The 22,419-nt window shown below is 60.4% G+C and carries 20 protein-coding genes; 11 read left to right on the top strand and 9 right to left on the bottom strand.

All coding sequences use genetic code 11. The features are described from left to right. Positions 1–23 precede the first annotated feature (23 nt). Entirely contained in the window at positions 24–611 is a 588-nt protein-coding gene (locus tag BUA26_RS19015; RefSeq protein ID WP_072762475.1) for a LemA family protein, read from the bottom strand. A gap of 55 nt (positions 612–666) precedes the next feature. On the opposite strand from BUA26_RS19015, the gene BUA26_RS19010 reads away from it, so the two are divergent. Beyond that, the gene (locus tag BUA26_RS19010) at positions 667–1,959 is read left to right on the top strand and encodes a serine hydrolase domain-containing protein (RefSeq protein ID WP_072762474.1); all 1,293 of its coding nucleotides are present in this window, start codon (positions 667–669) and stop codon (positions 1,957–1,959) included. Between the two features lie 80 nt (positions 1,960–2,039). Here BUA26_RS19010 and BUA26_RS19005 read toward each other — a convergent pair whose 3' ends face one another. Both BUA26_RS19005 and metJ read right to left on the bottom strand, forming a co-directional pair. Next, positions 2,040–3,086 (bottom strand): energy transducer TonB, encoded by a 1,047-nt coding sequence (locus tag BUA26_RS19005; RefSeq protein ID WP_072762473.1) that lies wholly within the window; start codon positions 3,084–3,086, stop codon positions 2,040–2,042. A 404-nt stretch (positions 3,087–3,490) separates the two neighbouring features. Next, positions 3,491–4,027 carry a met regulon transcriptional regulator MetJ gene (metJ, locus tag BUA26_RS19000; RefSeq protein WP_072762472.1) on the bottom strand — a complete coding sequence of 179 codons (537 nt, stop codon included), beginning with the start codon at positions 4,025–4,027 and terminating at the stop codon, positions 3,491–3,493. Between the two features lie 414 nt (positions 4,028–4,441). Here metJ and BUA26_RS20310 point away from each other — a divergent pair, with 414 nt between their 5' ends. Next, on the top strand, positions 4,442–4,666 hold the full coding sequence (locus tag BUA26_RS20310; protein WP_143154342.1) for a hypothetical protein: 225 nt from the start codon (positions 4,442–4,444) through the stop codon (positions 4,664–4,666). A 121-nt stretch (positions 4,667–4,787) separates the two neighbouring features. On the opposite strand, the gene gcvH is transcribed toward BUA26_RS20310, so the two are convergent. The 5 genes from gcvH to BUA26_RS18975 all read right to left on the bottom strand — a co-directional run bounded on the left by gcvH (position 4,788) and on the right by BUA26_RS18975 (position 10,745). Then, positions 4,788–5,183: a glycine cleavage system protein GcvH gene (gcvH, locus tag BUA26_RS18995; protein ID WP_072762471.1), complete on the bottom strand. Its 396-nt coding sequence runs from the start codon at positions 5,181–5,183 to the stop codon at positions 4,788–4,790. A gap of 86 nt (positions 5,184–5,269) precedes the next feature. Beyond that, entirely contained in the window at positions 5,270–6,370 is a 1,101-nt protein-coding gene (gene gcvT / locus BUA26_RS18990; RefSeq protein WP_072762470.1) for a glycine cleavage system aminomethyltransferase GcvT, read from the bottom strand. Positions 6,371–6,457: 87 nt separating this feature from the next. Next, a complete protein-coding gene (gene cysC, locus BUA26_RS18985; RefSeq protein ID WP_072762469.1) occupies positions 6,458–8,347 on the bottom strand; it encodes an adenylyl-sulfate kinase in 1,890 nt (629 codons plus the stop codon). Next, entirely contained in the window at positions 8,347–9,264 is a 918-nt protein-coding gene (cysD, locus tag BUA26_RS18980) for a sulfate adenylyltransferase subunit CysD (RefSeq protein ID WP_072762468.1), read from the bottom strand. Before cysD ends, cysC begins: the two co-directional genes overlap by 1 nt. 83 nt (positions 9,265–9,347) lie before the next feature. Continuing rightward, the gene (locus tag BUA26_RS18975; RefSeq protein WP_072762537.1) at positions 9,348–10,745 is read right to left on the bottom strand and encodes an amidase; all 1,398 of its coding nucleotides are present in this window, start codon (positions 10,743–10,745) and stop codon (positions 9,348–9,350) included. A gap of 115 nt (positions 10,746–10,860) precedes the next feature. Between BUA26_RS18975 and BUA26_RS18970 the strand changes: the two genes are divergently transcribed. From BUA26_RS18970 to rffA, 9 genes are all read left to right on the top strand, one after another. Beyond that, positions 10,861–12,531: an electron transfer flavoprotein-ubiquinone oxidoreductase gene (locus BUA26_RS18970; protein WP_255368422.1), complete on the top strand. Its 1,671-nt coding sequence runs from the start codon at positions 10,861–10,863 to the stop codon at positions 12,529–12,531. Between the two features lie 80 nt (positions 12,532–12,611). Further along, on the top strand, positions 12,612–14,678 hold the full coding sequence (locus BUA26_RS18965; RefSeq protein WP_083573101.1) for a glycosyltransferase: 2,067 nt from the start codon (positions 12,612–12,614) through the stop codon (positions 14,676–14,678). A 106-nt stretch (positions 14,679–14,784) separates the two neighbouring features. Further along, positions 14,785–15,531: an electron transfer flavoprotein subunit beta/FixA family protein gene (locus BUA26_RS18960; RefSeq protein WP_072762466.1), complete on the top strand. Its 747-nt coding sequence runs from the start codon at positions 14,785–14,787 to the stop codon at positions 15,529–15,531. Positions 15,532–15,648: 117 nt separating this feature from the next. Continuing rightward, positions 15,649–16,590, top strand: a complete 942-nt coding sequence (locus BUA26_RS18955; RefSeq protein ID WP_072762465.1) for an electron transfer flavoprotein subunit alpha/FixB family protein — start codon at positions 15,649–15,651, stop codon at positions 16,588–16,590. 227 nt (positions 16,591–16,817) lie between these two features. Next, positions 16,818–17,765, top strand: coding sequence for a glycosyltransferase family 2 protein (locus BUA26_RS18950; RefSeq protein ID WP_072762464.1), 948 nt, complete (start codon positions 16,818–16,820; stop codon positions 17,763–17,765). Further along, complete coding sequence (locus BUA26_RS18945) at positions 17,762–18,544, top strand: GNAT family N-acetyltransferase (RefSeq protein WP_083573100.1); 783 nt, start codon at positions 17,762–17,764, stop codon at positions 18,542–18,544. The genes BUA26_RS18950 and BUA26_RS18945 overlap by 4 nt, the downstream gene beginning before the upstream one ends. After that, a complete protein-coding gene (locus BUA26_RS18940; protein WP_083573099.1) occupies positions 18,541–18,927 on the top strand; it encodes an EamA family transporter in 387 nt (128 codons plus the stop codon). The genes BUA26_RS18945 and BUA26_RS18940 overlap by 4 nt, the downstream gene beginning before the upstream one ends. Positions 18,928–18,976: 49 nt before the next feature. Next, a complete protein-coding gene (locus BUA26_RS18935) occupies positions 18,977–19,597 on the top strand; it encodes an SAM-dependent methyltransferase (RefSeq protein ID WP_072762463.1) in 621 nt (206 codons plus the stop codon). A gap of 39 nt (positions 19,598–19,636) precedes the next feature. Continuing rightward, complete coding sequence (gene rffA / locus BUA26_RS18930) at positions 19,637–20,761, top strand: dTDP-4-amino-4,6-dideoxygalactose transaminase (protein ID WP_072762533.1); 1,125 nt, start codon at positions 19,637–19,639, stop codon at positions 20,759–20,761. Here rffA and BUA26_RS18925 read toward each other — a convergent pair. Beyond that, positions 20,758–22,419 (bottom strand): hypothetical protein, encoded by a 1,662-nt coding sequence (locus BUA26_RS18925; RefSeq protein ID WP_072762462.1) that lies wholly within the window; start codon positions 22,417–22,419, stop codon positions 20,758–20,760. The genes rffA and BUA26_RS18925 overlap by 4 nt on opposite strands.

Genomic DNA, 22,419 nt, shown 5'->3' with positions numbered 1-22,419 from the left:
CGACAGTCGCGATGCAGCGGCGATCAGGTAAAGGAAACCTTCGGCGCGTCACGCACAGCCGGGTCCTCGATCTTCAGCGGCTCGGCCGCGACGAAGGCGAAGCTGTTGGCCACGAACGACGACGGAAAGACTTCGCGCTTGTTGTTGTAGGTCAGCACCGAATCGTTATAGGCCTGCCGTGCGAACGCGACCCGGTTCTCGGTCGAAGTCAGCTCTTCGGAGAGCTGCATCATGGTTTGGTTCGCCTTCAGGTCGGGATACGCTTCCTGCAGCGCGAACAAATGACCCAGCGTCTGGGTCAAAGCGTTCTCGCTGCTGGCCAGCTGCTGCATTGCGGCCGGATCACCGGGGTTGGCCTTGGCGCCGGCCAGCCCGCTGACCGCCGCGTTGCGGGCCTGAACCACGGCCTCGAGGGTGCCGCGTTCATGCGCGAGATAACCCTTGGCCGTTTCCACCAGATTCGGAATCAGGTCATGCCGGCGGGTCAGCTGCACATCGATCTGCGCAAAGGCATTCTTGTAGCTGTTGCGAGAGGTCACCAGTCCGTTGTAGATCGCCACGAAGTACAAGACAATCAGAACGACAACAATCAGAACAATGATCAGGCCCATCGGTCGACTCTCCACCCTGAGGCGCTTCCCCACGCCGGAACAACACCAGAATATCATGCAGTTTCAGAAGATCTTCCTGTTGATCGCGGGCGTGTTCGGAGCGGCTTGCGCGCCGGTCCGCGCCGCTACTACCGCGACAACGTTGCCGACGGTCAGTGTTCACGGCACCGCCGAAAGTCTGCCGCCGGCACGCATCAAGCAGACCATCGACGACTACCAGCGCTGGCTGAACCGCATAGCCGAGCGACATGCCGTCGCCGGCCTGGTCACGGCGCTGGTGATCGACGACAAGGTGGTCTTCGAAGGCACGGTCGGCTACACCGATGCCGTTACCAAACAACCGGTGACGCCGGAGACCGTGTTCCGGCTTGCCTCGCTGTCGAAGGCATTTGCCACTGCCATCACCGGCCTGCTGGTGGACGATGGCAAGTTGAGCTGGGATACCAAGCTGGTCGATGTGCTGCCGTACTTCAAGCTCAAGGACATGCAGGCAGCCTCACAGGCCACCGTGGCCGACATCCTGGGACAACGGCTGGGTCTGCCGCGCAACACCTATGACAACATGCTCGAAGGCGACATGTCCTACGAGGAGCTGGTGCGCAAGCTGGACGAAGTCAACCTGGTCTGCGGTGTCGGCCAGTGTTACGGCTACCAGAACGTCGCGTTCGGCATGATCGGCGATGTGGTGCTCGCACGCACCGGCGACTTCTTTTACCGCCAGGTCGACAAGCGCATCTTCTACCCGCTCGGCATGACCACCGCCAGCTACGGCCGCGAGGCACTGGAATCCAACAAGAGCTGGGCTCGCCCGCACCGCGCGAGCAGCCACGGCTGGATACCGTTCGAACCGAGCGAAACCTACTATCGGGTCGCACCGGCGGCGGGCGTCAACGCCAGTTTGCGTGACATGGAAAAATGGCTGATCGCGCAGATGGGCGATCGCCAGGATGTGCTGCCCAGCTCGTTGCTGGAAGTGCTGCATGCGCCGGGCGTGGTCACGCCCAGCGAACTGAATGCCACGCCATGGCGCCGGGCACGATTGACCAACGCGCACTATGCGCTGGGTTGGCGGGTGTACGAGTACGGCGGCGAAACCCTGATCTTTCACGCGGGAGCCGTGGCCGGCTATCGCACCATGATCGGCTTCTTCCCGAAGTACCACGCCGGCGTGGTCACCTTGTGGAACTCTACCGGCCCGATTCCCAGCGGCTTGATGCCGATGGTGTTCGACGATCTGCTGAACCTGCCGCACGTGGACTGGGCCGAGATCGAAGGCAACGCCAAGGCGCCGGCAGCGGCACCACAACGGAAAAAGCTGCCTAGGCACCGTCGCGGATACCGCTTCTGAATCGCTGCCTCCCGAAACGAAAGACGGCGCATGGGAAACATGCGCCGTCCGGTTGCTGCTCTCACATCAGTGCATGACGATCAGAGCTTGAACTCGATCCGCTGCTGCTTGACGCTGGCGACGGCCACGCCGTCCTTCTTCGCCGGCGTGAACTGGTAGCGCTGCACCGCATCTATCGCGGCGCGATCGAAAACACGGCGCGGCTGTGCGTCGACCACCTTGATGTCGCCCGTCCGCCCAGCGGGATCGATCGTGAACGACACCAGCACCCAGCCTTCCTGCCGCGCGCGCATCGCCGCCGTGGGGTAGCGTGCGCCGACGGCCCTCAGCAGCACCGCATCGCTGGTCTGGCCAGCAGCGTTGCCGCTGTCCGCACCGGCGGCCGCCGGGTTGCCGGCTTCTGTCGACGGGGTCGTCGACGGCTGCTGACTCGGCTGTTGCGCCGTGCGGGCCGACTGCGCTTTCTGTTGCTCGGCCGCCAATTGGGCCTTCTGTTGTGCGGCCAGCTGATCCGCTGCCGCCTTGTCGGCCGCCGCCTTCTGTGCCGCCAGCTGCTGTGCCTTCTGCTGATCGGCGGCATCTTGCTGCTGCTTGTCCAGCGTCTTGCGCTGCGCATCCAGCTTGGAACGCAGGATGGTCAACGTGAAGTTGGTCGGATCGGCCTTGGCCAGCAGGTCGATCTGACGCTGCGCTTCATTGAAGTCTCGCGAGTTGATCGACTGCTCGGCCGACGTGGCGGCGAACGGGAACGTCTCGCGCAACGCATCGGATGCGACCTTGTTGCCCGGATCCTTCTCCAATACACGCAGATAGAACTCGAAGGCGTTATTGCCGGTCGGCGCCAGATAGCGCTGTTCGTTCATTGCGGTACGCGCTTCGGCCAGCAACTGGTTGACGTCCATCGCCGCCACGTTGGCGGGCGGTGGCGGCAGTGCCCGGGTAGCCGTGGATACCGGCGTGGACGGATGGCCGCCCGCGTCGGCCATGACCAGCTCCTGATGCGGCTTGATGATCAGGAACCATGCCCCTACGGCCAGCAGGGCGAAAACGGCGATGATGGCGATGACTACGGGCCTGATGGCCCCACGCTCATGCCGGCGTGTATCAAATACGTCTCGGGTATCCATGGTCTCTCGCTGAGTGTCGACAGATACCCGCGCTTTTTCCCCCTGTCGATCCAGGAGCGGCGAATCCCCCGGATTCACCGCAGCGCGGATAGGGGAAAGGTAACTCCAATGAGCCAGCACGGCAAATCGTGCATGAACGCACGGTGCGGAAAGTGATTTTGTTCCAAGGGCCGGAGGCCGGACATCCGCCTGGCGATCAATCGGCCGGGGGTCTCGGCGCCCCTCACGGGATGGGCGCGGGCGGCCCTCTGCTGCCGTGGTGAATCTTTCCCGACCCCACAAACGAAGCGTCCCGGCCAGGCCGGGACGAAAGCTTCTCGAAATGCCCTCCCCGCGCTGGGCACCGCGGGGAGGGAAGTATCGGGTGACTTGTCTTATTGGAGGTGTTGCTTGTCGCGTGTAGCTTACTTCTTGGCCTTGGAGGCTTTTGCGGTCTTGGTGGCTTTCACCACCTTGGCCGGTGCAGCTTTCTTGGCGGCGGCCTTCTTCGGCGCAGCCTTCTTCGCAACCTTCTTCACGGCGGCCTTCTTGGCCGGCGCAGCTTTCTTGGCGGCGGCCTTCTTCGGCGCAGCCTTCTTCGCGACCTTCTTCACGGCAGCTTTCTTGGCAGCCGGCTTCTTGGCGGCGACCTTCTTCACGGTGGATTTCTTGGCGGCCGATTTCTTGGCAGCCGGTTTCTTTGCAGCGGATTTCTTGGCAGTGGCCATGGTTCGTCTAAGCTCCTCATCAGTTGGCAGTGGTTGCCCAGTAAAAGCGTGCAGGAACGCCTCAACCAACAAGTCGCTGTTGGTGGCGTGCCGAAGATTGTTCACTTGGCGGTGAGTGCGCAAATCGGAGAGCCGCCGCAGAACATGCAGCGGAATCGAGACAGTGATCTTGCGTACTGCGTTGGCCTTTTCACCGTGCTCGACATAAGGCTTGATGAATTTTGCTGTCGCCATAAAGCACATTCCCCGTGATCTGTTGCGAAAGCTATCCCTGAAGATTTCACCTGTCAATTGATTTTAGTCATGAAATCAAACCACTGCACCCCTCCCCATACCGACCGAAAACCGGTTACGGCAAGGCCTCAAGGCCATTTGAGACCATTGCCAATTGGACGTCTATACGTCCATATATTTTTCGGTTGAAAACGTATATATCCTTCGAAACCGTTGCTGCACAACGGTTTCCAACAATCGACTCCGTCGCGAAGAAAAAATATCTCGCGCAAAATACCGCTCGCAGCAAGGCCGCATTCGGACCGCTTCATTGCCTCCGTCAGATGAACGGGACGCGACTGAAATTATTTTGGCCGACCCGCCGAACCGGGCAAAAAAAGTCCGTCACCCCGGCTCGCACGGACTTCGACCAAGATGACGGGCACCCCGGCGCTCGTCGCCGAAGAGCATGGGAGCGATGACATTTTCCGGCGCGATGACGTCGGCGACGACACGCAAACTCGGCATCGACGTCGACACGATCTCGTCAAAAAAAGCAGAGCAAGGATCGTGTCGACGCTGTCGATGCAGATCGATGGACGATGCAGCGAATGCGTGCGCTGCATGCAAGGCGTGACGACGCGATGCATGCCGCCCTGACGGATCGTCTTATCGATCATCATCGGATCGGACGGACGGCTCGACGTCTCCCCCGATCGCTACGCCCAAAACGTTGCCGGCCGCACTTGGCGGCCGGCAACATCACGCTATGGCGCAAGACTCAGTGGTCTTCGTTCTCGACCAGCTCTTCGTAGTCGTTCGCGTCGAGCAGCTCATCCAGCTCCGCACGGTCGCTGGGACGCACCAGGAAGATCCAGCCTTCGCCGAAGGCGTCTTCATTGATGATCTCGGGCTTGTCGTTGAGCAGCTCGTTGACCTCGACGACTTCGCCGGAAACCGGCGAGTAGATGTCCGAGGCGGCCTTCACCGACTCGACCACGGCGGCGCCGACGCCCGCTTTCACGGCCGAGCCGACTTCCGGCAGCTCGACGTAGACCAGATCGCCTAGCTGGTCCTGCGCATGGTCGGAGATACCCACGCGGACCAGGCCGTCGTCTTCGGCGCGGGCCCACTCGTGGGACTTGAGGAATTTCAGATCGCCAGGAATCTCGCTCATGATCGGGGTCCAGTCGTTTGGTGTGAGTCAGGGTACAGGCGGTGATTCTAGCCACAACCGCCGTGGGTGAGTTGTGCAGCGGTGGATCAGATGCCCGCGCACGGCTTGCCGTCGCGCACGAACGGATACTTCACCAGCCGCACCGGCACTTCGCGACCGCGGATGTCCACCCGCACGTCGCCCGGCTCGCCGGCCGGAATGCGCGCGAATGCCACTGCCTTGTTGAGGGTCGGCGCGAAACTGCCGGAGAGAATTTCGCCGGCGCCGTTCGCGGTCAGAACTTTCTGGCCGTGGCGCAGCACGCCCTTCTCGTCCAGTACCAGTCCGACCATCACGCGCGGCACGCCGGCGGCTTTCTGCCGCTCCAGCGCGGAGCGGCCGATGAACTCGCGGCCCTCGTCCAGCGCGATGGTCCAGCCCAGGTTCGCTTCCCATGGCAGGACGCTCTCGTCCATATCCTGCCCGTAAAGATTCATGCCGGCTTCCAGCCGCAGCGTGTCGCGTGCGCCCAGGCCGGCCGGAGCCACGCCGGCGGCAGCCAGCGCTTCCCACAATGCGACGGCGTGCTCGGCCGGCACGATGATCTCGAAACCGTCTTCGCCGGTATAGCCGGTGCGCGCCACGAACAGCGGTATCCCGTGCGGGCCTTGCGCAGCAGCGGCAGCGAACTTGCCTAGCTTCTCGATGCGCGGGCGATCCACCTCATGCAACAGGCCAAGCACCTTGGCGCGGGCGTTCGGACCCTGCACCGCGATCATCGCGAATTCCGGACGCTCCTTTACCTGTACATCGAACGCGGCGGCCTGCTGTTCGATCCATGCCAGGTCCTTGGCGCGGGTACCGGCGTTGACGACCAGCCGGAAATACTCCTCGCCGAGGTAATACACGATCAGGTCGTCGATCACGCCGCCCTGCTCGTTCAACATGCACGAGTAAAGAGCCTTGCCGACCACCTTCAGCTTGTCGATGCTGTTGGCCAGCAGATGGCGAAGGAACTCGCGTGTGCGCGCACCGTGCAGGTCGATCACCGTCATGTGCGAGACGTCGAACATGCCGGCATCGCGGCGCACCGCATGGTGTTCTTCGATCTGCGAGCCGTAGCTGATCGGCATGTCCCAGCCGCCGAAGTCGACCATGCGCGCGCCGAGCGCACGGTGGGTGGCGTTGAGTACGGTCTTCTCGGTCATCGCGGCGGCGCCTTGCAGGGGAAGTCCCGTATTATCGCCGCCGGCCCGGGGCAATCCAAGCCTTGCCCCACCGATGGCACCGTCGCGTCACGGGTGAGTGCCGCTGTTGTCCAGCTTGGACAGCAACTCTGCAGTGACCTGCTCGGCCAATTGCTCGGCGCGTTGTCCGCTGCTCAACAGATGGATGTCCGGCGCCTCGGGCCTTTCGTACGGGGCGTCGATGCCGGTGAAGTTGCGGATCGTACCTGCACGGGCCTTGCGGTACAGGCCCTTGGGATCGCGCCGCTCGCATTCCTCCAGCGGCGCATCCACGAACACCTCCATGAATTCCGCCGCCCCGAACAACTCGCGCGCCGAGCGCCGCTCGCTGCGGTATGGCGAAATTGCGCTGACCAGCACGATCAGTCCTGCGTCCACCATCAGATGCGCCACCTCGGCGATACGCCGGATATTCTCGACGCGATCTTCCGGCGTGAAGCCCAAGTCCTTGTTGATGCCGTGGCGCACGTTGTCGCCGTCGAGCAGATAAGTGTGATAACCGAGCGCATGCAGCCGCCGCTCGACCAGGTTGGCGATGGTGGACTTGCCGGCACCGGAAAGGCCGGTGAACCAGAGGCACAGCGGATGCTGTCCCTTGCTGGCGGCGCGTACCGTGCGGTCGATATCGACGTGTTGCCAGTGCACGTTGGCCGATCGTCCCAGTGCGAAGTCCAGCATGCCGCATGCCACCGTGGCATTGCTCAGGCGATCGATCAGGATGAAACCGCCCAGCGTGCGGTTGCTGGCGTAGGCCTCGAAGGCGATCTCGTCGTCCAGCCCCAGCGTGCAGTAACCCACCTCATTGAGACCGAGGTGGCGTGCCGCAAGCCGAGCCTGGCTGTTGACGTCGACCTTGTACTTGATCGACATCACCCGCGCATTGACCGTGCGCGTGCCGATCTTCAGCCAGTAAGTACGGTTGGGCAGCAACGCGGCGTCGCCCAGCCACAACAGGTGGCAGGTGAACTGATCGGCCACCGGCGCCGGACGCAACGCATCGGCAATCACGTCGCCGCGACTGACGTCGATCTCGTGGTCCAGGCACAGCGTCACCGCCTGCCCGTCCGCCGCATCAGCCAGGTCGCCGTCGGCGCTGACGATGCGTTCAACGCGTGCACGTTGTCCGCCCGGTTGCACGATGATTTCGTCGCCGCGACTCACCCGGCCGCCGCAGATCGTACCGGCGTAGCCCCGGAACGCATGGTCTGGGCGATTCACCCATTGCACCGGCATGCGGAAATCGGCGGCGCGGAACGGCGTGACCTCGACCGACTCCAGCAGTTCGAGCAGGCTCGCACCCTGGTACCAGGGCATCCGCGACGAACGCGCGCCCACGTTGTCGCCGGTCAACGCCACCACGGGCAGGCAATGCACCTCGACGATACCCATCTCCTGTGCCAGCTCGCGGTACTGCGCCGCAATCGCGGCATAGACCGCCGGGTCGTAGTCGACCAGATCCATCTTGTTGACGGCCAGCACCACCTGCCGGATGCCCAGCAACCCACAGATATAGGTATGCCGGCGCGTCTGCGGCAACAGGCCCTTGCGCGCGTCGACCAGCACCACCGCGAGCTCGGCGTTGGACGCGCCGGTGGCCATGTTGCGGGTGTACTGCTCGTGCCCCGGACAGTCGGCCACGATGAAACTGCGCTGCGCGGTATGAAAGTAGCGGTACGCCACATCGATGGTGATGCCTTGCTGGCGCTCCGCATCCAGACCGTCGGTGAGCAGCGAGAAATCGAGCACGTCGCCGGCGTCGGCATGCTGCCGCCGGCTGTCGCGGGCCAGCGCGGCCAGCTGATCGTCCGACAGCATGCCGGCGTCATACAGCAGCCGGCCCAGCAGGCTGCTCTTGCCGTCGTCCACGCTGCCGCAGGTGATGAAACGCAGCAGGCTCTGTGCGGGCAGCACGGCACCCTTTTCAGTCGTCGCACCCATCAGAAATAACCTTCCTGCTTCTTGCGCTCCATTGATGCAGTCGGATCCTGGTCGATCACCCGGCCCTGCCGCTCGGAAGTTCGCGAGCTGGCCATCTCGTCGATGATCTTCGCCAGCGTGTCGGCCGAGGACTCCACCGCGCCGGTCAGCGGGTAGCAGCCCAGCGTACGGAAACGCACTTCGCGCATTTGCGCGGTTTCGCCGTCGCGAAGTACGAAGCGGTCGTCGTCGACCATGATCAGTGCGCCATCGCGTTCGACCACCGGGCGCGGTTTGGCAAAATACAGCGGCACCACCGGAATGTTCTCGCGCTGGATGTACAGCCACACATCCATCTCGGTCCAGTTGGACAGCGGAAACACCCGCACGCTCTCGCCCTTGCGGATGTGCGTGTTGTAGGTGTGCCAGAACTCGGGCCGCTGATTCCGCGGATCCCAGCGATGCTGTGCGTTGCGGAACGAGAAGATGCGCTCCTTCGCCCGCGACTTTTCCTCATCGCGGCGTGCCCCGCCGATCGCCGCGTCGAAACCGTACTGATCCAGTGCCTGCTTCAGCGCCACCGTCTTCATCACGTCGGTATGCACTGTGGCACCGTGGGTCAACGGCGAAATACCCTGGCGCACGCCATCCTCATTGATGTGCACCAGCACCTCTACGTCGCCGGCGGCCGCCACCTGATCGCGGAACGCGATCATCTCGCGGAACTTCCAGGTGGTATCGACGTGCAGCAGCGGCATCGGCGGCCGTGCCGGATAAAACGCCTTGCGCAGCAGGTGCAAAAGCACCGAGGAATCCTTGCCGATCGAGTACAGCATCACCGGGCGCTGGAAACCCGCCAGCACCTCGCGAAAAATGTGGATGCTCTCGGCCTCGAGGTCATCGAGATGGGAACGGGATTGCAGGGAAGCTGTCGTCATGCCGGAAGAGCCCGAATGTTTACCGCGGCGGTGTATCAACGGTGCCGTCGGCATCGCATACCGCCCGCCATCTTACGCGATCCTCAGGCGATCACTGGATACGTCGGCTCGGCGTCCAGCGTCGCGGCGCATGCCGCCGCCAGCTCCAGCAGGCGCAGGTCCGAACCGCGCGCACCGACCAATTGCAGCCCGATCGGCATGCCATTCGGCAAGCTGCCCATCGGCAGGCTCACGGCGGGACAGCCGGCCAGGCTGGCGAAGCTGGTGAGATCGGCTTGCGAATCCGGCACCGGGCCGCCCAGCGGAAACGCCCCTTGCGGCGTGGTCGGCAGCACCAGTACATCGACCTGGGCGAACAACCGGCGCATCTTCAAGGTGGCCGCGTCGAGCACGCGATCGGCCACCGCGTAGTCGGCCGCGCTCTTGCCAGCCGCATAACCGAGCATGTTGCGGAAACGTGCCGACACCGGATGCTCGGTATTGGCCAGATCGGCGGCGAAGGTACCGAGCATCTCCGCTTCCATCAGCAGCAGGCCGGCGCGACGGGTACGGCTGAAATTCCAGTCGTCGAAATCGACCGTGCGCCGGTCGCCCAGCGCATGCGGCAGCTTCGCCAGCGCCGCCTCGAACACCTCGATGACTTCCGGCTGCACGCCCACAGCAGCCAGATCCGGCAACAGACCCGCGCGCAGATTGCCCGGCTCCCAGTCCGGCAGCGCGAAGGCGACACGGCGACGGCGCGAACGCGCATCGTCGGCGTCGTACCCGGCCAGTACCTGCAGCAGCACCGTGAGATCGTCGACGCTGCGCGCCAGCAGGCCGACCGCATCGAGCCGGCGCGCCGCCGGCACCAGGCCGCGGGCGGAAATTTCGCCGTGCGTGGGCTTCAACGCGTATACGCCGCAATAGCTGGCGGGAATGCGGATCGAGCCCAGACTGTCCGAACCGACCGCCGCCACCGCCAGACCGGCGGCCACCGCCGCCGCCGCACCGCCTGAGGAACCGCCGGCGCTGTAGCCGTGCCGATGCGGATTATGGGTGGCGCCGAAATGCGGATTGTCGGTTACCGCACCCAGCGCGCCCTCGTCCATATTGGTCTTGCCCACCAGCACCGCGCCGGACGCACGCAACCGCGCTACCACATGCGCATCGTCCTGCACCGGCTTTTCGCGGCCCGGCAGACCCGCCCGGGTCGGCCAGCCGGCCATGTCGAAATTGTCCTTCAACGCGATCGGGATGCCGTCGAGCCGTCCGATCACGCCGTCGCGACGGCGCCGATCGGCCATATGCGCCTGCTCCTGCAGCAATCCCGAGCGCTCGTCGACGTAAGCATTGAGTTCGGGGTTGAGCCGTTCGATCGCGTGCTGATAGGCATCGGCCAGCGCCTGCGGCTGCACGCGGCCCACCGCCAGCCAGTGCAGCAGCTGGCACAGCGAGGCGCGGCGCAGGTCGAGATCGGCGATCGGCGGCATCGAATTCATGGAGACTCCTTCAAATATGTCCCGATTATCGCCATGTCCGATGAAACGATTGCAAGCGGTAGCGCAACACGCGTTGCTGCTTGGCGCGCGAAACCGGACAATGGCGGTCTGATCCATACCACCACGCACGGCCACCGCCTGCACTGCCCGCAGCACCACGGAGTCCGCCATGAGCGACCGCGAAACCATGGAATACGACGTTGTCGTCGTCGGCGCCGGCCCAGCCGGCCTGTCGTTCGCGATCCGCCTCAAGCAGCTCAAGCCTGAGGTGAGCGTGTGCGTGATCGAGAAAGCCTCGACCATCGGCGCGCAGATCCTGTCCGGCGCGGTGATCGAGCCGCAACCGCTGGATGCGCTGCTGCCGGGCTGGCGCGACAACCCACCGCCGATCTGTGTGCCGGCCGGCGAGGACGAGTTCTGGCTGCTCAGCAAGACCAGCGGCCGCAAGCTGCCGGTACCGCCGGGCATGCACAACCACGGCAACTTCATCGTCTCGCTGGGCGCGATGTGCGCCTGGTTGGCGCCGCAGGCCGAGGCGCTGGGCGTGGACGTATTCCCAGGCTTCGCCGCCGCCGACACCATCTATAACGAGGACGGCTCGGTCGCCGGCGTGCGCATCGGCGACATGGGCGTGGCGAAGGACGGCACACACAAGCCCGGCTACACCGAAGGCATCGACATCAAGGCCAAGGTCACGGTGCTCGCCGAAGGTGCGCGCGGCAGCCTCACCAAGCAGTTGATCAAGCGCTTCAAGCTCGACGCGGACAGCGATCCGCAGGGTTACTCGATCGGCATCAAGGAACTGTGGCAGCTGCCGCCCGGACGCGTGACACCCGGCAAGATCGTGCACAGCTTCGGCTGGCCGGCCGACACACATACTTATGGCGGCAGCTTCCTGTATCACCTGGACCAGGATCGGGTGGCGCTCGGCTACGTCAGCGGGCTCGACTATAGCGATCCGAACTATCAGCCGTGGGAAGCGTTCCAGCAATGGAAGAACCACCCCACGGTGAAACCGTTGCTGGATGGCGGCACGATCCTCTCGGCCGGCGCCCGAGCGATCGTCACCGGCGGCTACCAGTCATTGCCGAAAACCGAAATGCCCGGCGCCTTGCTGATCGGCGACACCGCCGGCCTGCTCAACGTGCCCAAGGTGAAGGGCACGCACCAGGCGATCAAGAGCGGCATGCTCGCCGCCGAACACCTGGTCGCCCATGGTCTCGATTCCGCCGGTTTCGACGCGAAGCTGCGCGGCTCCGACGTGATGGCCGAGCTGAGGAAAGTCCGCAACATCAAACCCGCGTTCAAGAAGGGCTTGTGGTTCGGCATGTTGAATGCGGCATGGGAAACCGTCACCGGCGGCATCTCGCCGTGGACCCTGAAGAACAAGGCCGACTGGTCGTCGCTGCACAAGCTGGGCGCGCAGGAAGAGCCGAAGCGCGACTACGTGCAGCGCACGCTGGCTCCGCGCGACCGCCTCGCCGGCGTCTACTTCGCCGCCACCGAGCACGACGAGGATCAACCCATCCACCTTCACGTCGCCGACACCCGCATCTGCATCGACCAGTGCACCACCGAATACGGCAACCCGTGCACCCGCTTCTGCCCCGCCAATGTCTACGAGATCGTCGAGGACGTTCACGCCGATGGAAGCAAGGGCCGCCGCCTGCAGATCAACGCGGCGAACTGCGTGCACTGCAAGACCTGCGACATCAAAGACCCGTACGAGATCATCACCTGGCTCACGCCGGAAGGTGGCTCGGGGCCGAATTATCAGAATCTCTGAGCGAAACGGGCCTCAACCCACCGCCGAGCCCACCCAAGACCCTCGCAAGACTCATTGAGGATTTCATTCTGACCAGCACGATGCAATGGCAGCTACGACGACTGCATTATCTACTGAAGCGGGTTGGCGGCAGCATGGCCCAGCGAGGCCTTCGCGGTACATTCTCCCGTGTTGCTGAAGAGTTGCGTCCTCGCGCAACAGACTCCAATTGGACGCTTGAACCATTGGACGTTCCGTTTATTCCAATTAGCTTGCCGTACAGCGAGTCTCCACGCGTTTCAATAGTCATCCCAGTTCACGGAAAACTCCGCTATACACTCGCCTGCCTGCGCTCGATCGCGCGTTACGGCGCTGATGCATCTTTCGAAGTTATCGTGGTCGACGATGTGTCTCCCGACGAAAGCGCCACCACACTGGCGCAAACTGTTGGTCTACGCCTGCTCCGCAACACCGAGAACCTCGGCTTCATCGGCAGCTGCAATGCAGGTGCCGCGATTGCCCGCGGTGCATTTGTGCTGTTCCTCAACAACGATACCCAGGTCACTCCGGGCTGGCTCGACCGGTTGCTGGATTGCTTTACCGAGGAAGATGGTTGCGGCATCGCCGGTAGTCGTCTGGTGTATCCGGACGGACGGCTCCAGGAAGCCGGTGGCATCGTATATGCCGATGGGAAAGCGTGGAATTATGGCCGCTTCGAGAAACGCAATGATCCCCGATTCCTGTACCGACGCGATGTCGATTACGTTTCTGGCGCGGCGTTGATGATCGACATAGCCTTGTTCCGTAAAATTGGAGGATTCGATACGCGCTACGCACCGGCGTACTGTGAAGACGTGGACCTTGCGTTCGCCGTGCGCGCTGCAGGACGACGCGTTGTCTATCAACCGGCCAGTCTGGTGGTTCACTGCGAAGGCATCAGTTCGGGGCTTGATCCCTTCGAGGGTGTCAAGCAGTATCAGATAATCAACCAGGCTAAGCTAGCCGAAAAGTGGCAAGGTGCGCTGCTTAATCAACCCAAGCCACGTACACCGGTGGAACAGGCCATTCACCATGGTGGCGCGCGCCACATATTGATCGTTGATGCCTTGACGCCTGATCCTTCGCGCGACTCTGGCTCGCTACGGCTAATCAACATCATGCGGCTGCTGCGCGAGCAGGGATGGCGAATCAGTTTCATGGCCGATAATCGACGCGCCACCGAAGACGAGATCGAATTGCTAGGTAGCAAGGGTATTCATGTCCTGTGCAAGCCCTGGGCACCCACTCTCTCTACTTGGCTGGCACGAGAAGGCGCGGGACTGGATGCTGTGATGCTCTGCCGCCACTACATCGCGCAACCTCACTTGCTGCTGGTGCGCAGGTTGGCGCCGACGGCCAAAATTCTGTTCGATACCGTCGATCTGCACTTCCTGCGCGAACAGCGCGCGGCAGCGCACTCCGGTAATGCTGCACTGACACGGCAGGCCGAAGCATCGCGGCGGCGTGAGATCGCGCTTGTGCGTGCATGTGACGCCAGTTTCGTGGTCAGCCCAGTCGAACTCCGCTTGCTGGCAGACGAAGTGCCCGAAGCACGGGTAGAACTGCTTTCGAATGTGCATGAGGTGTTTGGACGCACCAAAGGCTTTGCCGAACGCAGTGGACTGGTCTTTGTCGGCGGTTTCGGTCATCCGCCCAATGTCGATGCGGTGCGATGGCTGGTCGAGCAGATCCTTCCGTGCATCCGCGAACAGCGACCGGACATCGTCTTGCATCTGATCGGCGACATGCCCGATGACGCTCGGCAACGATTCATCGGAATCGGCACGGAGGTGCATGGCCGCGTCGACGACCTCAAACCATGGATGGAAAACTGCAGGGTGGCGCTTGCCCCACTGCGCTATGGCGCCGGCGTCAAGGGCAAGGTGAATATGGCCATGAGTTACGGTCTGCCGGTGGTGGCGACGCCGATTGCAGCTGAGGGCATGAATCTGATCGATGGCCAGAACGTATTGCTGGGCGCTGATGCGCCGACCATTGCTACCGCCGTACTGCGCTTGTATGACGATGAAGCACTGTGGTTGCGACTATCTGAGGCCGGGCTGGACAACGTGCGTCAGTACTTCTCTTTCGATGCGGCCCGCGCGGTTCTGCAGCGAGTGCTTCATTGATTCAACCGACAACCGGCAGAGCACAATTCATACATGTGTTGCCGTCGAGGTAGAATAACGGTTTTCGAACTTCTGAAAGAGCTGCCCCAAGGTCAAGGAACTGCGAATGAAAATTCTGGTCGGCTACAAGCGCGTCGTGGATTACAACGTGCGCATCCAGGTCAAGCCCGATGGCAGCGGTGTGGTCACTGACGGCGTCAAGCTGTCCGCCAATCCGTTCGATGACATCGCGCTGGAAGAGGCGCTGCGCTTGCGCGAGAAGGGTGTCGCCACAGAGGTGATCGTGGTCGGCATCGGTCCGGCCGATCTCACCGCACACCTTCGCAACGGCCTGGCGATGGGCGCAAACCGGGCGATTCACGTGGTCACCGCCGATGCCGTGCAACCGCTGACCGCCGCCCGCGTCTTCCTCAAGCTAGTCGAAAAGGAGCAACCGGAGCTGGTGATCCTCGGCAAGCAGGCGATCGACGACGACGCCAACCAGACCGGCCAGATGCTCGCCGCGCTGTGGGATCGCCCGCAGGCTACCTTCGCCAGCAAGATCGAGATCGCCGATGGCAAGGCCACGGTGACCCGCGAAGTCGACGCCGGCCTGGAAGTGATCGAGGCGGAGTTGCCGGCCGTGATCACTACTGACTTGCGCCTCAACGAACCGCGCTTCATCAAGTTGCCGGACATCATGAAAGCGAAGTCCAAGCCGATCGACACGATCGAGTTCGGCTCGCTCGACGTCGCGGCACACGACCATCTGAAGACCACGCAGTACGCCGCCCCGACCAAGCGCAGCAAGGGCGTGATGGTGAAAGATGCCGCCGAACTGGTCGCCGCGCTAAAGCAAAAAGGCCTGCTGTAAACCCCATTCCTGTGGTAGGAGCCCGCTGGCGGGCGATGCTTTTTCTTTTGAGAATCTAGAACAAAAGCATCACCCGCCAGCGAGCTCCTACACACGCACGAAGCTCCGGAGACACACATGAGCAAGATCCTGGTCATCGCCGAACATCTAGGCGGCAAACTCAACTCCTCCACTGCACGCGCCGTGAGCGCAGCCATCGCCGTGAAGGCTGAAGCAATTGACGTACTGGTGCTCGCCGACAGCGTCGACGCGATCGCCGCCGAGGCCGCAAAGATTGACGGCGTCAGCCGCGTGCTCACCATCGCCCGTGCCGAGAACGCGCATCCACTGGCCGCCATACTGGCGCCGCAGATCGCCAAGGCCGCCGCCGGCTACAGCCATGTATTCGTGCCATCCACCACATTCGGCAAGGACGTCGGCCCGCGCGTCGCTGCCCTGCTCGGCGTGGCACAGGTCAGCGACGTGATGAGTGTGGAAGCCGCTCACACCTTCAAGCGTCCGACCTACGCCGGCAACGCAATCATCACGGTCGAGGCCAATCCCGCACACACCGTCGTCGCCACGATCCGTTCGGCCTCGTGGCCGGCCGCCGCCACCGGCGCCAGCAGCGCGCCGATCGAAGCCCTATCCATCGATGCAGCCTTGCCCACGCATACCCGTTTCATCGAACTCAAGCAAGGCAGCAGCGATCGCCCGGATCTGCAAAGCGCCAGCAAGGTCGTCTCCGGCGGCCGCGGTGTCGGCTCGAAGGAAAACTTCGACATCATTTTCAAGTTCGCAGACAAGATCGGCGCTGCCGTGGGCGCCTCGCGCGCCGCCGTCGACGCCGGCTACGTGCCCAGCGACTTGCAGGTCGGCCAGACCGGCAAGATCATCGCCCCCGAGCTGTACATGGCGATCGGCATCTCCGGTGCCATCCAGCATCTCACCGGCATCAAGGACGCCGGCACCATCGTGGCGATCAACAAGGATAGCGAAGCGCCGATCTTCGAAATTGCCGATTTCAGTCTGATCGGTGATTTGTTCAAGCTGATCCCGGAGCTGGAGCAAGCGCTCTGACAACCAGGGCTTCATGATGAAGTGTGTCAGTCCTCAATCAGCTAAATCCATGCTGAAATTACAGACATGATCTACAAACTGAATTGGCTCACTACTTTCTTCACCCTAACTACACCATGCATTGCAAGACCTGCCCTCAATGTCGATTCGATTTCGGCGCTAATCAGCTTATTCCGGCAAGGCGGCATGCCATCTATATCCCAATGTATCCAATCTGAGTCACGCTGATGTCCCCACACGGAAACACCCCGATAATTTCAGTTGTGTCCCCCGTCTATGGGTGTAAAGGCTGTTTGGAGGATCTCGTTGATCGCGTGTCGGCAATCCTCCTTCCTCGCGGAGAATCATTCGAAATCATATTGGTCGACGATGCCAGCCCAGATGGCGCTTGGTCACGAATTTGCGAAATTGCTGCAACTAGGCCGAAGGTACGCGGACTGCGACTGACCCGCAATTTCGGCCAACACGCCGCGATTTCCGCTGGCCTACACCACGCACGCGGAGCGCGCGTGGTAGTCATGGATTGTGATCTTCAAGATAGTCCTGATGAACTCCCCCGCTTATTGGATGCGTTAAAACCTGGTGTTGAAGTGGCTCTTGCGCAGCGAGTCGACCGCCAAGACGGGGCGCTAAAACGGTTGGGTTCATGGGGCTTCTATAGAATGCTTGGCTGGCTTACTGATAGTCCACACGATCACACGACTGCCAACTTTGGTGCCTATACCCGCAAAGTGATCGACACAATCAATGCGATGCCTGAATCGGACCGTTTTTTTCCGTTACTGGTTCGTTGGACTGGGTTTCGTACCGTTTTGGTACCTGTTACCCATGGTCGTCGTGATCATGGACGCAGCAGTTATGGGCTCCGCCGCTTGCTGCGGCTCGCGACCAATGTGGCGATCTCCTTTTCCGACAAGCCATTGCGACTAGTTGTGAAACTTGGCTTCTTGTTCGCCATGTTTGCACTCTGTGTGGCTGCCTTCAGCATCTATCGATATATCATTGGCGATATACGAATCGCCGGATTTACGAGCATCATTGCTTCTATTTGCCTCGTCGGCAGCGTTGTCATATCAAGTATCGGAATACTTGGCCTATACCTTGGACGCCTGTTCAACGATATGAAGAAACGCCCACACTTTGTCATTGCTGAATACTCGGAACATATCTCATGAACTCGGATGGAGACTGGTTCATACCGTCGCCAAAAGACTCCGCTCGTTTTGGGCTGAAGATCGTGCGCGGTCGAATTGACCAAGATAGTCCGACGCCAGGTATCTTGCATAGCGAGATCGTAGCGCTCGGAACCGATATCGCCGTACTCCGTATTCCCGCGGGAATGACTGCACCGCTACGCGACTTCACGAACCACGGGTTGATTCCAATACACGCCGACACGCTGGTTTATTATGAGCGGCAACTGACATCTCCAGTTGCCATTTCAGAACCACCAACCAACCTAATTGTGGAAAAGGCGACAATAGAAGACCGGAGCTCCATCGCCGACGTCGCACGCCGTGGATTTGGCTCTTATCGCAGCCATTACCACGCAAATCCGTTACTAGATCCAGTTTTAATTTTAGAGGGTTATGCCGAATGGGCCATTGATTATATCTCTAGTGAGCCATCAGACCGGGAAACCTGGATAGTACGCAATCGTGGTGCGGTGATAGCATTCGCAACTTGCTCATTGATTGTCGGCGATGAAGTCGTGGAAGTCGTACTAAATGCGGTTGACCCAGCGCATGCTGGACACGGCGTCTACGGGCATCTGCTACGCCATATGCTGCGCACGTATCAACGACGCGGTTTGAGGGCAATCAGAATTTCGACCCAAGTGTGGAACTATGTCGTTCAGCGTGCGTGGACTCGCGAAGGTCTGGCTATCACGCATGCATATGACACTTATCACATCAATTCTTTATTCGGATCGAAGACAAGGGATCTACCATGAATGCCTCTGTAAGCACTCCAATCGCCTGGCTAATGGTATTTTGTACCGTCCTACTCACGGCATATGGGCAACTTGTTTTGAAATGGCAGGTTTCAACACCAGCGTCGGCTCCATTTGCATGGGCGGATAAATGGCCACCCCTCTTGCTACTTTTTCTGCGGCCTTGGGTAATATCAGCATTTGTGGCCGCCTTCGCTGCCTCACTTTGCTGGATGCTGGCCTTATCCAAGCTCGAACTCAATCGTGTTTATCCATTCATGGCATTAAATTTTTTGTTGGTTTGTCTGCTGGCGGTTCCGCTATTCGGGGAGACAATGACACTTGCGAAGCTTACGGGCCTAGGCCTTATCATCGTCGGACTCGTAGTTCTCAATCAAGGATGAACCCGGTGTCATAGAAGCTGCTCACTCCTACCGCTTCAGGAGCATTAGGATGGCCCAAATCACCAGCGGTATCCGAACAATCCTGTCAAATCCTTCAGCGTATGATTTTCTGCAGTCCGCATTAGGGGCTAGTCGTGCACGCAAACGCTTGATACGTGATCACATTCGCCCAAGGCCTGATGATCATCTTCTCGATATCGGCTGCGGTACAGGTGAGTTGCTGAAATACCTGCCCGCTAATGTTCATTACATAGGCTTCGATCTTTCCCCGGACTACATCAATGCTGCGCGCGAACGCTATGGCAACCGCGGTCGTTTCGAATGTTCTGATGTCGCAGACTTTGAGCCGACCGATCTCCTTGGTGTCGATCTCGTACTTGCAATTGGTGTCCTCCACCACCTTGACGACGACCAAGTAGTACACCTGTTACTGACCGCATGGAACAAGCTTCGCCCAGGCGGCCGATTCATTTCGCTGGATGGCACGTTAGTGAAAGGTCAGTCGCGAATTGCGCGCGCACTGATCCTCCGCGATCGTGGACAGAACATCCGCTCACCAGATGGTTATCAGGCGCTCGCAGCATCGAAATTCTCCATTACCGCATGCACGGTCCGCCACGACCTACTGTATGTCCCCTATACGCACTGCATCTTGGAGTGCACGCGCTGATTGCCACTGCAAACGCAAGCGCTTAGCAAGGATTTAGCAATGATTCCATTCAACAAGCCCTACATGACTGGTCGCGAGCTGTCGCAGATTGCCCAGGCGCACGCCAATGGCCATTTGTCGGGTGATGGTCCATTTACGAAACGATGCCACGCTTGGCTTGAGACGAGTACCCGCGCCAGCAAGGCATTGCTTACGCACAGCTGCACCGCAGCACTCGAAATTTGCGCGCTGCTACTCGACTTGCAGCCCGGTGACGAGGTGATCATGCCGTCCTACACTTTCGTCTCTACGGCAAACGCCTTCGTATTGCGCGGCGCAGTGCCCGTTTTTGTCGATATACGCGAAGATACGATCAATCTCGACGAATGCCAGATTGAGGCTGCTATCACACCACGCACCAAGGCGATCTGCGTCGTGCATTATGCTGGCGTTGCCTGCGAGATGGACGCCATCATGGATATCGCGCAGCGGTACGGGCTGAAGGTTGTGGAGGACGCAGCGCAGGGGATCATGTCCACGTATCGCGGCCACCCATTGGGTACTATCGGCGACCTCGGCGCGTTGAGCTTCCACGAAACAAAAAACATCATTGCTGGTGAAGGTGGCGCCCTGCTTTGCCGCGATCCGGACTTAGCAGAACGCGCGGAAATCATTCGGGAAAAGGGCACTAACCGCAGCCTATTTTTCCGTGGCCAAGTAGACAAGTACACCTGGGTGGATATTGGCTCGTCATTTCTTCCGGGTGAAATTACCGCTGCATTTCTAGCAGCCCAGATGGATGCAGCCGATGACATTACTAGTCGCCGCATGGCGCTATGGAATCGCTATCACACATGGGCTGCCTCACATGAAGAAGCCAGACGGCTGCGCCGACCGATAGTACCCGCGCATTGCACTCACAATGCCCACATGTACTACTTGTTACTTCCATCGCTGAAGGCACGGACTGCGTTTATCGACTCACTCAAGAAGGCAGGCGTACAAAGCGTATTCCATTACATTCCTTTGCACACATCACCGGCGGGTTTGCGCTACAGCCGCGCCCACGGCGACCTGCCAGTTACTCGTGGCATAAGCGATCGGTTGGTACGCATGCCCCTATGGATCGGGCTTGAAGATGTGTTTCAACAGGTAATCGATGCTGCCGATGGCGCTCTTCTTTAATCACACTCGCTGACGGCTCCGGCTCCAAAGGTTGCGGATTGACCTGGGGTCGTCTTCGGAACATAAACAAGCAGTTCGGTCCGGTCGCGTGAAGTTGGCACCATGCGATAATTCGTGTTCACGAATTGCCATACTAACGGATGGGTATTCGCGTAGCGGAGTTCATTCCGTCCATCAACAGCAATATCGTAGATAAACAGCAGCGCGGGGTCTGCTCGCCGCAAGCGATTTATTTCCTGCTGCTGGAATGCCTCATTGCGCGGCATAAGCGGATAGATCTCCCATACTGGAGACTTGGTCCCAAGCAGCGTATAAACCCCAGGCCACACTGGTGCCGCGAATACGCTACCCCCCGGGGGAACATAACGCTTTGCCAAGCACTTAATGTTTCCAATCGCGGCTGCCGTAAATCGATCTACAAGTAGACTGTCACCACGCACGTCGATAGCCTGCCAGTCATCCGGATTCTGGGTGTGTACCACAAAGCCGGAGTGCAGTGGCAGCGTTACCGATAGCGACGCTATGGCCAGAAGTGGAAGTACTACCCGGCGATGCACAGTTCTAGTACTGCCTTGGATCGGACAAATAATCAGTCCGATGATGCATGGGAATATCGCTTGCGCTAAATGCGCGACATCTGCTCGGGAGAACGCCACGTTTAGATAGGGAATCGCGGTCGCGACACAAGCGACGAAAGCCGGATTTTGGATTCTTCGTTCATGACGCATCTGTCGAAAAACAAACAACGCCCCTCCAATGCACAGAGCTGGAAGCGCCACAAAAAAACTCCCAATAAACCACTCCCTTGCAGTCATGGAAACAGATTCACCGGCACTGTGGATGGCCCACGGCCATGGCACGGGAAGCGGCAAGTTGGTGCCCTTGTACTCAAAAAGGGTGAAACGGATCCCATCCCAGAACATGGCCGTAAAACGGTGGTCCATCAGAAACCCGATCAGCATGGGACTATAGCCCGCGGTCACGCCTCCGATCCACGCCGGTATGAAACGGTGCCATTGCGGCTTTGGGTCGGCAAATAGCAGTATTGGGATTACGAGCAAGCAAGCGACAATGCCATAAAGTCCATGGTTGCGCCCCAGGATCGCTGCCACACCAACTACCACTCCATGCTGAAAGAAGAGCGTGACAGTGGGGCGAGTCAATAGTCTAGTCAGACTCGCAATCAGGATGATGGAGATTGCCGCATCATAGCCCTTCCAACGTGGTACCAGCCACAGCAGGAACATAACGGTTGCAAATGCGCATAGCCCTATACGAGCCGTTCTACCATCCGATGATCCGCGCAGTACCAGCAAGGTTCCCGTTATGACCCCTAGCATGGAAAACGCGGCCGTCGTCGCACGCACCGCGACGATGCCATTTATCTGTAGCAACCACATTAAGCCAGCTGCCCAGTAGTACCGACCGGGATCATAAGACATGAAGTCCCGGATCGGAATTTCTCCTAGCAATGTGTGTTGCACACCGTACCAAAGAAATCCCTCGTCCCAAAGATTGAAGTCAAGATGCGCTTCCAGAAAAAAGGCTCCGACACACGCTAGGACACTCGACACCACCACGATGACAACCATGGTTTTGTCTGTGACAGGATTCAGCCACGATCGGATTAAGCGAACTGGCGTGGTGGTCTTCGTCAT

Source organism: Rhodanobacter sp. OK091 (assembly GCF_900142825.1).
Taxonomy (GTDB): domain Bacteria; phylum Pseudomonadota; class Gammaproteobacteria; order Xanthomonadales; family Rhodanobacteraceae; genus Rhodanobacter.
This window is presented reverse-complemented; position numbering and strand designations above follow the sequence as displayed.

Excerpts from the sequence above, each read along its gene's own strand:
- BUA26_RS20310 (WP_143154342.1), top strand. The coding sequence starts at position 4,442 with ATGACGGGCACCCCGGCGCTCGTCGCCGAAGAGCATGGGAGCGATGAC.
- BUA26_RS18960 (WP_072762466.1), top strand. The coding sequence starts at position 14,785 with ATGAAAATTCTGGTCGGCTACAAGCGCGTCGTGGATTACAACGTGCGC.
- cysD (WP_072762468.1), bottom strand. The coding sequence starts at position 9,264 with ATGACGACAGCTTCCCTGCAATCCCGTTCCCATCTCGATGACCTCGAG.
- BUA26_RS18945 (WP_083573100.1), top strand. The coding sequence starts at position 17,762 with ATGAACTCGGATGGAGACTGGTTCATACCGTCGCCAAAAGACTCCGCT.
- BUA26_RS18975 (WP_072762537.1), bottom strand. The coding sequence starts at position 10,745 with ATGAATTCGATGCCGCCGATCGCCGATCTCGACCTGCGCCGCGCCTCG.
- BUA26_RS19015 (WP_072762475.1), bottom strand. The coding sequence starts at position 611 with ATGGGCCTGATCATTGTTCTGATTGTTGTCGTTCTGATTGTCTTGTAC.
- BUA26_RS18940 (WP_083573099.1), top strand. The coding sequence starts at position 18,541 with ATGAATGCCTCTGTAAGCACTCCAATCGCCTGGCTAATGGTATTTTGT.
- cysC (WP_072762469.1), bottom strand. The coding sequence starts at position 8,347 with ATGGGTGCGACGACTGAAAAGGGTGCCGTGCTGCCCGCACAGAGCCTG.
- BUA26_RS18955 (WP_072762465.1), top strand. The coding sequence starts at position 15,649 with ATGAGCAAGATCCTGGTCATCGCCGAACATCTAGGCGGCAAACTCAAC.
- BUA26_RS18925 (WP_072762462.1), bottom strand. The coding sequence starts at position 22,419 with ATGACGAAGACCACCACGCCAGTTCGCTTAATCCGATCGTGGCTGAAT.
- rffA (WP_072762533.1), top strand. The coding sequence starts at position 19,637 with ATGATTCCATTCAACAAGCCCTACATGACTGGTCGCGAGCTGTCGCAG.
- gcvT (WP_072762470.1), bottom strand. The coding sequence starts at position 6,370 with ATGACCGAGAAGACCGTACTCAACGCCACCCACCGTGCGCTCGGCGCG.
- metJ (WP_072762472.1), bottom strand. The coding sequence starts at position 4,027 with ATGGCGACAGCAAAATTCATCAAGCCTTATGTCGAGCACGGTGAAAAG.
- BUA26_RS19005 (WP_072762473.1), bottom strand. The coding sequence starts at position 3,086 with ATGGATACCCGAGACGTATTTGATACACGCCGGCATGAGCGTGGGGCC.
- BUA26_RS18935 (WP_072762463.1), top strand. The coding sequence starts at position 18,977 with ATGGCCCAAATCACCAGCGGTATCCGAACAATCCTGTCAAATCCTTCA.
- BUA26_RS19010 (WP_072762474.1), top strand. The coding sequence starts at position 667 with ATGCAGTTTCAGAAGATCTTCCTGTTGATCGCGGGCGTGTTCGGAGCG.
- BUA26_RS18950 (WP_072762464.1), top strand. The coding sequence starts at position 16,818 with ATGTCCCCACACGGAAACACCCCGATAATTTCAGTTGTGTCCCCCGTC.
- BUA26_RS18965 (WP_083573101.1), top strand. The coding sequence starts at position 12,612 with ATGCAATGGCAGCTACGACGACTGCATTATCTACTGAAGCGGGTTGGC.
- gcvH (WP_072762471.1), bottom strand. The coding sequence starts at position 5,183 with ATGAGCGAGATTCCTGGCGATCTGAAATTCCTCAAGTCCCACGAGTGG.